Raw genomic sequence first — 15,457 nt, 5'->3', positions numbered from 1 at the left:
CGTTGGACATGAACCTACGGAGCCCCGAACCGACGGGAATCAGTCCCGCATAGGTACTTTGGCGCGCGGGGATCCGCAGGTGGGATCGGTATCGGATGAGTACCGGATCAGTACCGGACCGGTAGGGCACCGGCACGAGATCGCTAGACACGGGGACGGCGAGAGATGTTGTACGGCAGAGACTCCGAGCTGACGACCATCGAACAACTGCTCGCGCACGCCGAGAAGGGCCGCAGCGGCGTGCTCGTCGTGGTCGGTGAGCCCGGCATCGGCAAGACGGCCCTCCTGGATCACGTAATCGCCGGCACGAGCCTGCGCACCATCCGGGGCACCGGCGTCGAATACGAGGCCGAACTCCCCTACGCCGGACTCAGCCTGCTGCTCCGCCCGGCGCTGGAGTACCTGGACCGACTGCCCGACCCGCAGCGGCAGGCCCTGGAGGCCGCGTTCGGGCTGGCCGTGGGCGAGCGCTCGGAACCGATGTTCGTCGGCCTGGCGGTGTTGTCGCTGCTGTCCGAGTACGCCGGCGACGGCCCGCTCCTGTGCGTCGTCGACGACGCACAGTGGCTGGACCGGGCCTCCAACGACGCGCTCGTGTTCGCCGCCCGCCGGCTGTACGCGGAGGGCATCGCGCTGATCTTCGCCGCACGCGACGACCGCCACGCGTTCTCCGTCCCGGGCCTGCCCGAGCTGCGCCTGAGCGCGCTGCGGGCCGAGCACGCGAGCGCGCTGTTGGCCGGCCAGGCCGGGGAATTGTCCGCCACCGCCCGCTACCGGGTGCTCGCCGAGGCCCAGGGCAACCCGCTCGCGCTGATCGAACTGCCGGTCGCCCTCGCCGGCGAACGGTCCGGCGACACCCTTCGCCCGGGCGCGCTGCCGCTCACCAGTCGACTGCAGATCGCCTTCCACGGCCAGGTCACCCGGCTCGACGAGCGAACCGGGATGTTGTTGCTCCTTGCTGCGAGCGACGACTCCGGCGAACTGGGCATCCTGCTCCGGGCCGGCGCCGAGTTCGGCGCCGGCCCCACCGATCTGGCCGCCGCTGAGGAGGCGTCGCTGATCGTGGTCGACGACGACCGGCTGCGTTTTCGGCACCCGCTGATCCGGGCGGCGGTCCAGCAGCGAGCGCCGATCGACCGCCGGCTCGCCGCCCACCGCGCGCTGGCCGCCGCGTTCGACGCGCCCGATCACGCGGACCGCCGCGCCTGGCACCTGGCCGCCGCCGCGACCGGTGTCGACGAGCCGGCCGCCGCCGCCCTGGAGAGCACCGGCGAACGCGCCCGCGAACGCAGCGGCCACCTGGCCGCCGCACTGGCCTACGAGAAGGCCGCGCGCCTGACCGAGGACGTCGAGGCCCGCACCCGCCGGCTCGTGCTGGCCGCCGAGGCCGCGTCCGAGGCGGGCGAATTGGACCGCGCCCGCACGTTCGCCGAGCGGGCCCAGGCCGGCACGACCGACGACGCGATCCGGGCCCGGCTGCTGCACGTACGCGCCCTGTCCGACTTCTGGCAGGGCGCGTTCGCCGGTGCGCACGAACTGCTGCACCGAGGCGCCGAGCTGACCGCCGTGACCCACCCGGAGCGCGCGGCGCGCACGCTGCTCCAGGCGATGCACACCGCGTGGTATCTGGGCGAGGAGCAAGTACGTTCCACGGTACGGGCGTTGCACGCGCTCGACCTGCCGGCGACGGCCTCCGTGACCCCGGTCGCCGACTTCATCATCGCCGCCTTCCCGCCGAACGAGGACACCGAGCACCCGGAATCCCAGCGCCCCGATCCCGAGCGCCCCGACCTCGGCGACCTCGTCCGAGTCGCCCACCGAACCGGCAACGAAGAGCTGCGCGACCTGCTGCTCGCCTGCGGCGTGGGCCTGACCCTCGGTCAGGACGTGCACGCGCACGACATCGCGGCGATGTTCGCCACCGAGAGCCGGCTGCACGGCGGGATCGGTCGGCTGCCGACGATCCTGTTCTTCGTGGCCGAGGCCGAGGTCTTCGAGAGTCGGCACACCGACGCCCTGGCCACCGCGTCCGAGGCGCTGCGGATCGCGCAGGACAGCGGTCAGCAGCAGTGGATCAGCCAGTTCGAGAGCGTGCTGGCCTACCTGGCGGGCGTATCCGGCGACGAGGAGGCCGCCCACCGGCACGCCGACGCGGCGCTGGCCGGCGGTGTGGGCAGCGCGATGCCGGCCGGCGCGCCGTGGTCGGCGTGGGCACTGGGACTGCTCGACCTGGGTCTGGGCCGGCCCGAATCGGCGCTGAACCGGCTGGAGCGGCTCACCCGGGAACCGATGCGCCATCACATCTGCGCGACCCGTTCGATTCCCGACCTGGTCGAGGCCGCCGTCCGGTTCGGCGCCCCCGAGCGCGCGCACGAGCCGCTGGCCCGCTTCGAGCAGTGGGCCCGCCGCGCCGACCAACGCTGGGCCGACGCGCTGGTGCTGCGCTGCCGCGCGCTGCTGGCGGACGACGACGCGGCCGAGGAGCTCTGGCTCGCCGCGCTGGCCCGGCACGAGAGCGAGCGCCGGCCGCTGGAGCGGGCCCGAACCGGGCTGCTGTACGGCGAATGGCTGCGCCGGATGCGCCGCAAGACCGACGCGCGCGACCGGCTGCGCATCGCCCTGGAGGAATTCGACCGCCTGGACGTCCGGTCCTGGGCGGATCGCGCCCGCACCGAACTGGGCGCGATCGGCGGCAGCGCGACGCCGCAGGGTCCCCGCCCCGCCGGCGTGCTCGCGCTGCTCACCCCGCAGGAGTTGCAGATCACCCGGCTCGCCGCGCAGGGATTGTCCAACCGGGACATCGCGGCCCAGTTGTTCCTGAGCCCGCGCACCGTCGGCCACCACCTGTACAAGGCCTATCCCAAGCTCGGCATCGTCTCGCGCACCGAACTGTCCGCGATCCCCGAGTTGGCGGGCCGCCCCGGCTGACCGCGACCCGCGACCGCCGCCGCCCGCCCGGACCGCCGCCCGCCGTGCTCAGCCGACGGCGTCGGCCCGAGCGTGCCGGTCCCACTCCGCCGCGACCTGCCGCAGCGCCGGGTGCTCGGCCCCGCCCCCGGCGCGGATGTGCTCGTACACGGCGCGCAGCACCTCCGCACCCTCGGCCGCCCACAACCGTTCCGCGGCCCGGGTCAGGGTGAAGTGGAACCACGCGAAGTTGATCGCGCCGTGCTCGAAGGAGCGCTCCATGTCCGCGAGTTCGCGCACCGGGGTGATTTCGACCGGCAGGTCGTCCACGGTCGAGGTGAAGGCCCGCAGAGCCGGCAGCAGCTCCGGCTCCACCTCGTGCGCGTAGCCGACCATCGCCAGGTTCGCGTGCAATTCGGCGATCCACATGCCCGGATACCCGGGCCAGACCTGGTCCTGGAAGAGGTGGGTGAGCTCGTGCACCGCCACCAGGTCGAAGTACGGCCGCAGCGCGGGCGGCTCCCCGTACACGGCACGCACCGCCCGGGCCGTCCCGGCGCCCAGGTGCGGCCGGATCGCGGCGAACAACTCGGTGCCGAACCAGCCGTCGTCGGCGGCCACCCGCAGGTGGTCCTGTGCGCCCTGCGGCGTGCCGTACAGCGGCACCGTCGCCACGCCGTCCCAGTCCGCCGCGTTCGCCACGGACAACCGTATTCGCGGCGCGAAGCCCAGCCGTTCGCCCAACCACGCGGCGGCACGATCCACACGCCCGGCGACGAACTCGGCCCGCTCCCGCGCGCCCGGGCTGAATCGGACCGTACAACCGAAACCGTCGAGTGTCGCCATCGCTGCCACGCATGCCTCCGAGTGGGTTCGGCGGCCACCATAGGCACAGCCGTCCCGCTCCTGCCCGGATTCCCCGCGCGCGACGATCCCGACCACCGGCCGCCGCGGTCGGGCCGCCGTCAGGCCTTCCAGCGCGGGTCCCGGCCGGACGCGCCGAGCGCACGCTCGAACGCGCTCGCATCCTCCCCGACGGCCACCGGCTCGGCGAAGCCGGCGTACTCGCGGTACATCTGCGCGTACTTGGTCACGATGCCCTCGATCGCCTCACCCAGTTCCGCCGACGCCCGATAGTCCTGGCCGGTCGCCCGCGCCACGTCCCAACCGTGCAGCACCGACTCCAACAGGAGCATCTCGGCGATCTCCGTCGCGGGCATGGTGCCGCCGCCGCCGAAGTCGATCTCGCCCTCCCACACCTGCGGATCGGCCCACGCCGCGACCGCGCGACCCAGTTGCGCGGCGTACGCGTCGGCCCAGTCGGGCTCGGCGACGAAATCGCGCGTGGTCATCTCCTCCGGCAGCGTCGTACGCAGCGCCCGGTGCTCCATGCCGTGCGAGGTGAACACGACCCAGTGGTTGATCAGCGCCCGGGTGTCGTAGTCGCCGCACGGCGTGGGCCCGGCCGCGGGCTCGGGCGGAACACCGTGGGCGATCCGGTCGGCTTCCGCGGCGGCTTCGACGAAGAGGTGGTGAATGTTCATGCGTCAGACGCTATGCGACCTGCGGAAACCGGTCTTGAACAAACGCGACAGGGCTCGACGGGCGGTGTCACCGGCGCCGGCTACGGTGGAGACATGACACTTCCCGATCGCGCTCGCGGGGTGCTGCGCGCGGCCGTCGAACCGGGCAACTGGGACGTGAGCCGGTACGAGCCGGCCCCCGACCTGGCACCCTTCGTCGACTACCACTGGATCGTGCGCTGGGACCTGCACGGTCGGGCGCCCTTCAAGCAGAAGGTGCTCTCGCACCCCAACGTGCACGTGGTCTTCGAGCAGCCGTACCCGGCCGTGTACGGCGTGGTGCGGGACGTGTTCGAGCGCGAGCTGATCGGCGCCGGACACGTGTTCGGGATCCGGTTCCGCGCGGGCGGCTTCCGGTCCGTCCTGGGCGGTCCGGTGGCGGCGCTGACCGATCGGGTGCTGCCCGCGGTCGACCTGTTCGGCCCGACCGTCGCGGAGGTCGGCGAGCGCGTGCTCGGCACCGCCGCCGAGGCCGACCGGGTCGTCCTGGCCGAGACCTGGCTGCGCGGCGTGCTGTCCGGGCCGACCCAGGCCCCGCCCGACCTCGACCCCGCGGTGGCCGAGGTCGCCGCGATCGTCGAGCGCATCACCACGAACCCGAACCTGTTCCGGGTCGACGACCTGGCCGAGGAGGTCGGCGTCCCGGTCCGCCGCCTCCAGCGCCTGTTCGCCGAGTACGTCGGGGTCGGCCCCAAGTGGGTGCTCCGCCGGGCCCGCCTCCAGGAGGTCGCCGAACGGGCCGAGCACGGCGCCGGGATCGACTGGGCCGCGCTCGCGGCCGATCTGGGCTATGCCGACCAGGCCCACCTGACCCGCGATTTCACCGCCACCGTGGGCACCGCACCGGGCCGCTACGCCCGCACCTGAGCACCCGCGCGCGGCGGCCCGACCGGGCCCGAATCGTTCACGCGCCGACAATGCAATCCTTGACGGGTGCCCACCACGCTCGTCGAAACCCGATTCCACGCCGTCCTGAGCGCGTCCGACGACGCCCTGGAGGACACGATCGACCTCGGCGCGTCCCTGCTCGCGGCCTCCGCCGGCGACTGGCCGGAAATCTCGCGCGCCGTGCTCGCCCTGTACGAGCGCCTCGCCGACGGCTGCTGGCGGCGCGGCTGGCAACCCGCCGACGTGGTTCGCGCGGTCACCCGCGAGCTGGGCGAGCGGCACGCCGCGCTCGCCGCCGACGTGGTCGCCGCGCAGGCCCGCAGCCACCCGGGCACCGGCCGCCGGTGGACCGCCCAACTGCGCGATCTGGACGCGACCACCCCGTGGTGGAGCTCGGACGACGCCTACCTCGCCGAACTCGGCGCCCGGGAGCATCTGGACCGCTTCGGCACCGCCGCGCGCGTGCTCGAACTGCTCCGCTGCGTCGCCCGGCTGCCCGCCATCGAGCCACTCGCCGCCGCGTCCTTCCAGGAGCCGGCCCGCAAGCAGCCCGCCACCGGCGAACCCCGCCAACTCGGCCGGGTGCGCGCTCTGCTCGCCAAGGCCGAGTCGAGCGAATTCCCGGAGGAGGCGGAGGCGTTCACCGCCAAGGCGCAGGAGCTGATGACCCGGCATCGGATCGACGAGGCGCTGCTGGGCGCGCAGGAGGGTTCGCGCCACGCCCCCGCCGCGTGCCGGATCGGCGTGGACAACCCGTACGAGGGCGCCAAGGCACTGCTGCTCGACGCGGTCGCCGACGCCAACGGCTGCCAGGCGATCTGGTCGAGCACGCTGGGCTTCTCCACCGTGGTCGGCTTCGACTCCGACCTGGACGCGGTCGAACTGCTCTACACCTCGCTCCTGGTGCAGGCCACCGCCGCGATGAACCGGGCCGGCTCGCGCTACCACGAGTCCGGCCGCTCGCGCCGGACCAAGACCTTCCGCCAGTCGTTCCTGATCGCCTACGCCGACCGGATCCGCGAGCGGCTGACCGCCGCGAAGGAGGAGGCCGAGGCGAGCGCGGACCGGGCCGCCGAGAACCGCCTGCTGCCGGTCCTGGCCGCGCGCGACGTCGCGGTCCAGGAGACCACCGAGCGGATGTTCCCCACCAAGACCACACACCGTCTGCGCGGCCGCGACGCGGACGGATGGCGACACGGCCAGGCCGCCGCCGACCGGGCCGAACTGGGCCTGCGGGACAAGCTGGAGCGCGGCGAACCGGCCCGCCCGTAACCGGCGCACACCCCCCGAGCATCGACCCGCACCCGCATCGCGGCCGGGGCCGAGCAGGCAGGCGGCCCGGACGACCCAGGCGACCCGAGCGACCCGCCGGCCGCTACATCCCCGGCAACCAGGTCCCCCGTTGCGCCGGCACCGCCGAGGTGGGCGCCCCGCAACGCCCCTCGGCCACCGCTCGATGCGCCTGACGCGCCGTCATACCCGGTCCCGCCAACGGCTCGACGTCCTCCAGATGGAGCGGGTCGCCACACACCGCACAGATCACGGCGGCCTGCGCCACGTGTCCCTCGGAGCCGCCGTGCCGGTAGACCACCGGCGGCCCGGTCTCGTCCGCGAGCCAGGTGTCGCCCCAGTGCCCGATCGCCACCAGCACCGGGAAGAAGTCGCGCCCCTTGGCGGTGAGCACGTACTCGTGCCGGGGCCGCCGCTCCTCGTACGGAACCCGGTCGAGCAGGCCCTCCTCGACCAGCCTGTTCAGCCGCTGCGCCAGCACGTTGCGGCCGATCCCCAGGTTCTCCTGGAGATCCTCGAACCGCCGGACCCCGTAGGACGCCTCACGCAACACGAGCGGCGTCCACCCGTCGCCGAACAACTCGAGGACGCGCGCGATGGAGCACGGCCAGCTTCCGAACGAGGTCCGCTTCATGTCGCCACATTACTGAGCGGGACGGGATCGATACGCGATCGATCCCGCCCCGCTCAGTGTTTTTGACTACACGTCAGTTACAGCTCGGTCACCCGACGCTCAGGCGTCGCGCTTCCAGCGCGGCTTGCGGTCGCCCGCCGGGCCACCGGCCGGACGGTCGTAGTGACCGTCCCGACGCGGGGCACGGTCGTGCGAACGCTCGCCGCCGTAGGACGGGCGGTCGTTGTAGGCCGGCCGGTCGTTGTTGTACGTCGGACGGTCGCCGCGCGGGGCGCGGTCGTTGCCGTAGCCGGGACGGTCACCGCTGCGCGGCGCACGGTCCCCGTAGGAGGGACGGTCGCCCCGGTAGCCACCCTCACGCCGGTCGCCGCCGCCGTAGGACGGACGGTCGCCGGTACGCGGCGCGCGGTCCCCGTACGCGGGACGGTCGCCACCACGCGGGGCCCGGTCGCCGTAGGACGGCCGGTCACCCGTGCGCGGGGCGCGGTCGCCGCTGTTGTACGCCGGACGGTCGTTGTACGCGGGACGGTCGCCACGCGGGCCGCGGTCGCCCGACGGACGGTCGCCCCGGTAGCCACCCTCACGCCGGTCGCCACCGCCGTAGGACGGACGGTCGCCACCACGCGGGGCGCGGTCGCCATAGGACGGCCGGTCGCCACGCGGCGCGCCGCCACGACGGTCGCCGCCGTACGGCGGACGGTCGCTGCCGCGGTCACGGTCGCCCCGGTAGCCACCCTCGCGCCGGTCGCCACCGCGGTCGCCGCGGTCCGATCGCTCGTAGCGCTCGGTCCGCACCGGCGCGTCGCCGTTCTTGGCCGCCTCGGCAAGTTCGGCGGCCTTGCGGCGCAGCTCGGCGGCCTCGGCCTTGAGCTCGATGATGCGACCCGCGAGGCGCTCCGCCTCGGCCTCGGCCTCGACCGCGGCGTCCGCCACGGACTGCGCCTTGACCTCGGACAGCGTGCGCGCGCCGGTCAGCTTGCGCATCTCCGGGTCGTTGGAGCCCTGCACCCGAAGGCGGGTCGGCTCGACGCCGGCGTCCTCCATCAGGCGATCCACCGTGCGGCGCTGGTGCGGCAGCGCGAGCGTGACCACCGCGCCGGCCTCGCCGGCCCGCGCGGTACGACCCGCGCGGTGCAGGTAGTCCTTCGAGTCGGCGGCCGGGTCCACGTGCAGGACCAGGTCGATGCCGTCGACGTGGATGCCGCGGGCGGCGACGTCGGTGGCGACCAGGACCGGCGTGCGGCCCTCCTTGTACTCGGCCAGAGTGCGGGTGCGCGCGCCCTGGGTCATCCCGCCGTGCAGGGCCTCGGCGCGCACGCCGGCCTCACGCAGTTGCTGCGCGACGCGGTCGGCGCCGAACTTGGTCCGCACGAAGATCATCGTGCGCCCGCGGCGGGCCGCGATGGCCGCCGTGACGTACGTCTTGTCCTTCGGCTGCACGACCAGCACGTGGTGCGACATGGTGGTGACCGAGGACGCGTGCGGGTCCACCGAGTGGGTGACCGGGTTGTCCAGGTACTTGCGGACGATCGCGTCCACGCCCTTGTCCAGCGTCGCGGAGAACAACATCCGCTGGCCACCGGCCGGGATCAGATCGAGCAGCGCGGTGACCTCGGGCAGGAAGCCCATGTCCGCCATCTGGTCGGCCTCGTCGAGGATGGTGATCTCGACGTTGTCCAACACGGCCGAACCGCGGTCGACCAGATCCTGGAGCCGACCGGGGGTGGCGACCAGGATCTCCACGCCGCGCTCCAGCGCGAAGATCTGCTTCGGCATCGACATGCCGCCGGTGACCGTCTTCATCCGCAGGTCGAGGATGCGACCGTAGGGCTCCAGCGCGTCGTGCACCTGCATCGCGAGCTCACGCGTGGGCGTGAGGATCAGCGCGAGGGGGCGACGGGCGCGGGCCTTGCGACCGGACAGACGGGTCAGCATCGGCAGACCGAAGCCCAGCGTCTTGCCGGAACCGGTCCGGCCGCGGCCGAGGATGTCCTTGCCGGCCATCGCGTCCGGCAGCGTCGCGGCCTGGATCGGGAACGGGTGGGTCACGCCGCGGCGCGCGAGCGCGTCCACGACGTCCTTGTGCAGACCGAACTCGGCGAAGCTGGGGCCGGTCGGTTCGGGCTTGGCCTCGACCTCGTCCGAGGCGTCGTCCGCCTCGTCGAGCCCGGCCTCGTCGGCGGCGTCGTCCTCGACGCTCGCGTCGACATCCGTGTCGGTGTCGTCGTCGGTGTTCGCATCGGCGTCCGTCGCGGCCTCGTCCTGCGCCGCGAACCCGGTGTCGCCGTCGGTGGTGTCGTCGCTCTCGACGACCTCGGGAGTGATCTCGGTAATCTCCGCGGCGACCTCGGTCACCTCGGCTGCCTGCGCATCCGCCACACCCTCCTGCACCTCGGCACCTTCGGTGCCGGGCATGGGCGTAGCAGTGTCATTGGCATAGGGGGGCATGCAAAACCTTCCGGATGCGGCCCGTCTCGAAGGTCCGCAGCCGAAATGTGGTCGCACGAGAAAGCGACACTTCTGCGGAGCACCAGAACGAGCCTACGAGGCGCCGCGACTCATGGCGGCGCCTGGATATGGGCAAAGCGATTCACCAGCGTACCCGATCACTGCTCGTTCATGCCTATCGGGTGCGTTCGTACTCGACCCTCAGGCGTGCGTCCTCGTGCACGACGAGCAGCCTCGGACGCTGCCACGACCAGTGCTCGGGGAGCAGGAACAGCGTCCCCGGGGCACGGCGCAACAAGCGCAGTCCGGTGTAGCGGTAACGATAGGAAGCACCGATTTCTTCCTCGACCGCGACGCCGTCGTCCGATCGCATCCGCAGATCCTGCACCGAGTACAGCACCACGCCCGTCCGCCTGGGCAGTTGCTGCGCGACGGCCTTGCCCGCGTCGCGCCCGGACACCTTCGCGTACGCCCCCGAGGCCCAGAACAGGCACAACACCACGGCGGCGGCGACGAGCAGCGCCGACGGCGACCACGGCCGGGCCCCGGCTCCGGAATCGCGCCGATGCGCGCCGATCCGCCGCGACAGCAGCACCCCGTACGCGCAGACCAACAGCCCCGCCGCGAGCGCGCACGGCAACAACAGCGACCACCACTGGGCACCGCGGGCCGGCCACCGATGCACCGCGACCCAGGTCGCGCCGGGCACCGCGAACCACCCGCAGCGCAGCGCCCACGTGCACCACGCGGCGATCCGCCGGTGTCGGCGCAGCCACACCAGCAGCCGTGGATGCGCCGCCCGGGCCGCGAGCAGAGCCGCGACGGCCACGAGCAGCGGCCGGTACAACGCGCGCAGGCCGTCCGCGAGGTACTCCCGGGCCGGCGTGTCCAGCACGCTCTCGTCGAACCCGAGATAGGCGGACCGGGCCGAGGCACGAGCCCAGCCGAAGTAGTAGAGCAGCCCGGCGAGCACGAGCGCGGGCACCACGACGACGGCGGCGAACTCCCAGCCGACGCTTGCCGATCGCCCGTCCGAAACGCCCTTCGCGACCTCGGTGCGCGCGGTCTCGGCGGCCCGGTGGGCCCGGTGCGCGGACCTGCGCCGCCCGGTCGCCCGCCGGTTCGGCGACGCGGATCCGTGTTCCACCGCGCCGGCCCGCGGGGCGGCCGGTTCGCCGAACCACCGGGTGAGCATCGAGACCGGTTCGCCGTAGCAGACCCGAGCCAACTCGGAGGTGAGTTCGCCGGTCGTCCGGAACGGGGCGAACTCACCCGCTGGTGGCGCGACTTGGTCGACCGGGCCGGCCGACGGCGCGAACCGCGGGTCGGACCCGACGGACCCGCTCGAATCCGTCTCCTCGACGTCGCCGCCCGCCTCCCGCATCCGCGGCTCCGGGCTCCCCCACGCCTCACCCGCGACCGGCTCGTATGCCTCGGGGCCCGCCGACCGCCGCCACTCGCCCTCGCGAGCGCGCGGCACGGTCGAGTCGTGCTCGCCCACACGGGTCAACGACCCGGTTCCGGGAAACTCCGGCTCATCCTCGACGAAGTCCGGCACCGGCCCGATGTCCCCCTGCGTGGTCACCGCTTCAGCATGGGCACGGCAAAAGTCCCGCTCCAATTTCGGAGCATCGCCCGTCACCCGTTCGGCCGCGGCGCGTGAGCGCACGACGGGAGCGCACGCGATCCGGCCTGTCCCGGCTCGCCGACGAGCGCTCAGCCGTACCCGTGCTCGTGCAGCCACTCGTCGCCGATCCCGAAGTGGTGCGCGACCTCGTGCACGACGGTCACCTCCACCTCCTCGACGACGTGTTCGTACGTCTCGCAGATCCGCAGGATGGGGTTGCGGTAGATGGTGATCCGGTCGGGCAGCACACCCGCGTACCAATCCCCACGCTCGGTGAGTGGGATGCCCTCGTAGAGGCCGAGCAGGTTGGTCCCGTGCTCGCCGTCGGGGGCCGGTTCGTCCTCGACGAAGATCGCCACGTTGTCCATGAGCTTGGTCAGCTCAGGCGGGATCCGGTCCAGGGCCTCGGCCACCAGTTCCTCGAACTCCTCGCGCGACATCTCCAGCACGCCCCCATTCTGCGGCCTCCGCGCCCACTCCGGGGGTGCGTACGCGGGCCCGCGCGGGCCCCCGGCTATCTGTTTTGCAAGCGCCGCCGAAAACCCCGTATAGTTCGGGACGTCCCCGACGGCAACAAGACGCCGGACACGGCCAACAAGCCCCCATCGTCTAGTGGCCTAGGACGTCGCCCTTTCAAGGCGGTAGCACGGGTTCGAATCCCGTTGGGGGCACGCAACAAACCCCCTCGGGGGCCGCAACAAGCCGGACAGCCAGTACGGTAGGGTTCAACACGAAACACCGCGAGGGAAACCCGGGAAGCCGGGTGGAGATCGTAGAGGTCCTGTGGAGCAGTTTGGAGTGCTCGTCACCCTGTCAAGGTGAAGGCCGCGGGTTCAAATCCCGTCAGGACCGCAAGATGGAAAGATCGGGGCGCCGAAAGGCGCCCTGATCCATCGAGGCCAGGTAGCTCAGTTGGTACGAGCGTCCGACTGAAAATCGGAAGGTCGGCGGTTCGACCCCGCCCCTGGCCACCGCAGCCGGATACACCGACGCCCCAGACGGAATCCCGTCCGGGGCGTTCTTGCGTGTGCGGATCGCCGGCCGGATCCCCGCCCGGCCACCACGACGACCGGGACGCGAAGGTCGGCCGCGACGAACCGGCCCGGCAGGACTGACCCGCTCGGGTTCCGCCCGGGGCCCGAGCTCGTGTCCACGCCGCCCGCATGGGACTTCGTCGTGATACTTCGTCCATGAGCGCCGCGGACGATCCCGATCGGATGCCCACCCATCCCCCGCACGACGAGGCGATGGGGACGCGGCTGAACTGGCTGCGGGCGGCGGTGCTGGGCGCCAACGACGGGATCGTGTCCACGGCGGGCCTGGTGGTCGGGGTCGCCGGAGCCACCGACGAGCGCGCGCAGTTGCTCACCGCGGGGCTGGCCGGACTGCTCGCCGGGTCGATGTCGATGGCCGCCGGCGAATACGTCTCGGTGAGCACCCAGCGCGACGCGGAGCGGGCCGCGCTGGTCCAGGAGCGCCGCGAGCTGACCGACGAACCCGAGGCCGAACTCGACGAGTTGACCGGGCTGTACGAACAGCAGGGACTCACCCGGCGACTCGCGCGCGAGGTGGCCGAACAGCTCACCGCACACGACGCGCTCGCCGCGCACGCCCAGGTCGAGCTCAAGATCGACCCGGACGAACTGACCAACCCGTGGCATGCGGCCGGGGCCAGCTTCCTGGCCTTCACCGTCGGCGCACTGCTACCGCTGCTGGCGATCGTGCTGCCGCCCGCCTCGGCCCGACTGCCGATCACGGTGGCCGCCGTCCTGGTCGCCCTGGTGTTGTGCGGGTGGAGCGGCGCCCGGCTGGGCGGCGCGCCGCCGACCCGCGCGATCGTGCGCATCACCGCGGGCGGGGCACTGGCGATGGCGGTCACCTACGCGGTGGGCAGCCTGCTCGGCGCGAGCGGGATCTGACCCGGCCCGTCGCCGGGATCGCCGGGCGCCCGGCCCGCGCCTTCTCTCGAGCCGTGACACTGCGTACACACCCCCGCACTGGCAGCGCCCGCCCGTGCACTCCGCCGTGACGAGCGGTCCGCACCCGCGTCCCGCCGCGTCGAACGCACGGACATCGCGGGGGTCGGACATCACCGACACCGATCGACAAATCACCCCGGGCACGTCGAGGACTTCCCGGTTTCCCCCTCCCGGGGCCACCGTTGGCCCGCAGGTCTCGGTACCGTCCTCGGAGTCGGTCCACACCGGACCGTCACCGGCAGCCCTTCGAGCGGAGGACCCGTGGCCACCCCATCTCGCGCCACCAGGCTCGTGTCGTCAGGCTCGCGTCCGCAACGCAAGGGCGGCGTGAAGTCGACCGCGGTCGCGGCGACCCTGACGCTGACCCTCGCCGGCGCACTCACCGCGTGCGGGAGCGGCGGCGGCAAGAGCTCGGCGAAGAGCGGTTACGCCGAGGTCTGCGCGGACCGGACGCACAACGTGCGCGTCGACGACTTCCGCTGCCTGGGCCGCACCGACCCGAGTCTGTCCTGGTACTACGTGCCGCATTCGTGCGGGCAGACGCTCAGTCCGACCAGGGGTATGACACTCGTCTCCGGGCAGGGATCCTTCGATCGCCCGCGCAAGGGCAAGATCGAACGCGGCGGCTTCGGCTCGTGCCCGTCGAAGAGTTCAAGCTGACGCGGTGTCACATCCGGGGAGGGCCTGAGCCATGCGTCGTATACCCAGCACGCCTCGACCGGGCTGGAAGCCACTCGTCGAGTCGCAGGGACTGCTCTACGCGGCCTGGGAGGACGACGACGGCACGGAGGTGCCGTACTGGCACGAGGAGGCGTACTACGAGCTGACCCTCGACGAGGTCGACCGGCTCGAGGACGTCACCGAGGAACTGCACGAGATGTCCGTGGCCGCCGCCCGACACGTGATCGAGCGCGGTGACCTGACCGCGTTCGGCCTGCCCGACGAGGCCCGCGACTACCTGCGGATCACCCTGGAGGAGGAACACCCGAGCGTCTACGGGCGGTTCGATCTCGCGTGGGGCGGCGACGGGCGTGCGGCCAAGCTGCTCGAGTACAACGCGGACACCCCCACCGCGCTGATCGAGGCCTCCCTGGTCCAGTGGTACTGGTTGCGCGACTGCTTCCCCGAGCGCGACCAGTGGAACAGCCTGCACGAGCGACTCGTGCGCGCGTGGGGCCGGATCAAGCCCTATCTGCGCTCGGAGACGATGCACTTCGCGCACGTGGAGGGCACCGAGGACGAGGAGGAGTGGCTGCACACCGCCTACCTCCGGGACACCGCGACCGAGGCCGGGCTGACCACGATCGGTCTGGAGGTCGCCGAGATCGGCTGGGACAGCGAGCGGCTGCGCTTCGTAGACCTGGAGGAGCGGGGCATCGACACGATGTTCATGCTCTATCCGTGGGAGGACATGCTCGCCGAGCCGTTCGGGAAGCACCTGATCACCCACCCCCGGTCGTGCCTGTTCATCGAACCGGCGTGGAAGGCGATCCTGTCCAACAAGGCACTGCTCGCGGTGATGTGGGAGCTGTATCCCGGCCACCCGAACCTGCTGCCCGCCTTCCTGGACTCACCGCGCGGCATGGAGTCCTATGTGGCCAAGCCGCTGCACGGACGCGAGGGCGACGCGATCCGGATCGTCACGCCCGACGGCGAACACGTGCAGCCCGCCGAGGCGTACGGCGACGAGGGCTGGTGCTTCCAGGAGTACGTGCCGCTGCCCGACTTCGACGGCAACAAGCCCGTACTCGGCGCGTGGGTGGTGGACGGGAAGTCCGCCGGCGTCGGCATCCGCGAGTCCAGTGGTCCGGTCACCGACGGGTACGCCCGCTTCCTGCCGCACGTGATCGACGGCCCGGCGCCGGACGAGGACACCCGGCTCGCCTGGCTCGACGAGGACTGACCGGACACAGCGCGCGCACGCGTCCCCCGAACCCGGTCACCTTGCTCGCACACAGTCACGAAGGCCGGCGATTCGGCGGGATCCCGATCGCGGTGGATCGGCCCGGATCATCACTCAGCGTGGTCGATCGGCGATCGTTGGGCCGGGTCCGTTGAATCCCCCGACCCCGCGCGGTTCGGGTCCCCGCGACGCCCGCGG

At 72.5% G+C, this 15,457-nt stretch carries 12 protein-coding genes and 3 tRNA genes; 9 read left to right on the top strand and 6 right to left on the bottom strand.

Translation table 11 applies throughout. The annotated features are described in order from the left end of the window. Window positions 1-165: 165 nt before the first annotated feature. Window positions 166-2,928, top strand: a complete 2,763-nt coding sequence (locus ACIRL2_RS28995) for an AAA family ATPase (protein ID WP_402235791.1) — start codon at window positions 166-168, stop codon at window positions 2,926-2,928. 48 nt (window positions 2,929-2,976) lie between these two features. Here the strand turns inward: ACIRL2_RS28995 and ACIRL2_RS28990 are convergent, their stop codons facing one another. Further along, window positions 2,977-3,762 (bottom strand): hypothetical protein, encoded by a 786-nt coding sequence (locus tag ACIRL2_RS28990; RefSeq protein WP_395864594.1) that lies wholly within the window; start codon window positions 3,760-3,762, stop codon window positions 2,977-2,979. A gap of 110 nt (window positions 3,763-3,872) precedes the next feature. Continuing rightward, a complete protein-coding gene (locus tag ACIRL2_RS28985) occupies window positions 3,873-4,451 on the bottom strand; it encodes a TIGR03086 family metal-binding protein (protein ID WP_395864596.1) in 579 nt (192 codons plus the stop codon). A 93-nt stretch (window positions 4,452-4,544) separates the two neighbouring features. Between ACIRL2_RS28985 and ACIRL2_RS28980 the strand changes: the two genes are divergently transcribed. Beyond that, a complete protein-coding gene (locus tag ACIRL2_RS28980) occupies window positions 4,545-5,357 on the top strand; it encodes a DUF6597 domain-containing transcriptional factor (RefSeq protein WP_402235788.1) in 813 nt (270 codons plus the stop codon). Window positions 5,358-5,423: 66 nt separating this feature from the next. After that, entirely contained in the window at window positions 5,424-6,650 is a 1,227-nt protein-coding gene (locus ACIRL2_RS28975) for a DUF2786 domain-containing protein (protein WP_402235785.1), read from the top strand. 103 nt (window positions 6,651-6,753) lie between these two features. Here the strand turns inward: ACIRL2_RS28975 and ACIRL2_RS28970 are convergent, their stop codons facing one another. The 4 genes from ACIRL2_RS28970 to ACIRL2_RS28955 form a co-directional block, all read right to left on the bottom strand. Beyond that, a complete protein-coding gene (locus tag ACIRL2_RS28970) occupies window positions 6,754-7,302 on the bottom strand; it encodes a winged helix-turn-helix transcriptional regulator (protein WP_402235783.1) in 549 nt (182 codons plus the stop codon). A gap of 99 nt (window positions 7,303-7,401) precedes the next feature. Further along, window positions 7,402-9,717, bottom strand: coding sequence for a DEAD/DEAH box helicase (locus ACIRL2_RS28965; RefSeq protein WP_402235780.1), 2,316 nt, complete (start codon window positions 9,715-9,717; stop codon window positions 7,402-7,404). A gap of 208 nt (window positions 9,718-9,925) precedes the next feature. Beyond that, window positions 9,926-11,335: a hypothetical protein gene (locus ACIRL2_RS28960; protein ID WP_395864606.1), complete on the bottom strand. Its 1,410-nt coding sequence runs from the start codon at window positions 11,333-11,335 to the stop codon at window positions 9,926-9,928. A gap of 131 nt (window positions 11,336-11,466) precedes the next feature. Further along, window positions 11,467-11,826, bottom strand: a complete 360-nt coding sequence (locus tag ACIRL2_RS28955; RefSeq protein WP_395864608.1) for a metallopeptidase family protein — start codon at window positions 11,824-11,826, stop codon at window positions 11,467-11,469. A 149-nt stretch (window positions 11,827-11,975) separates the two neighbouring features. Between ACIRL2_RS28955 and ACIRL2_RS28950 the strand changes: the two genes are divergently transcribed. The 6 genes from ACIRL2_RS28950 (at window position 11,976) to ACIRL2_RS28925 (ending at window position 15,259) form a co-directional block, all read left to right on the top strand. Beyond that, window positions 11,976-12,048 (top strand) — tRNA-Glu (locus ACIRL2_RS28950). Between the two features lie 106 nt (window positions 12,049-12,154). Beyond that, window positions 12,155-12,229: transfer RNA gene (locus tag ACIRL2_RS28945), tRNA-Asp, on the top strand. A gap of 45 nt (window positions 12,230-12,274) precedes the next feature. After that, a tRNA-Phe gene (locus ACIRL2_RS28940) sits at window positions 12,275-12,348 on the top strand. Window positions 12,349-12,567: 219 nt separating this feature from the next. Then, window positions 12,568-13,296: a VIT family protein gene (locus tag ACIRL2_RS28935; RefSeq protein ID WP_395864610.1), complete on the top strand. Its 729-nt coding sequence runs from the start codon at window positions 12,568-12,570 to the stop codon at window positions 13,294-13,296. Between the two features lie 321 nt (window positions 13,297-13,617). Further along, complete coding sequence (locus tag ACIRL2_RS28930; protein WP_395864612.1) at window positions 13,618-14,016, top strand: hypothetical protein; 399 nt, start codon at window positions 13,618-13,620, stop codon at window positions 14,014-14,016. Between the two features lie 31 nt (window positions 14,017-14,047). Then, the gene (locus tag ACIRL2_RS28925) at window positions 14,048-15,259 is read left to right on the top strand and encodes a glutathionylspermidine synthase family protein (RefSeq protein ID WP_395864614.1); all 1,212 of its coding nucleotides are present in this window, start codon (window positions 14,048-14,050) and stop codon (window positions 15,257-15,259) included. Window positions 15,260-15,457: the final 198 nt, after the last annotated feature.

This window comes from Embleya sp. NPDC127516 (assembly GCF_044765325.1).
GTDB lineage: Bacteria > Actinomycetota > Actinomycetes > Streptomycetales > Streptomycetaceae > Embleya.
The sequence above is the reverse complement of the archived record's forward strand: the minus strand, read 5'-3'. Positions and strand labels throughout refer to the sequence as shown.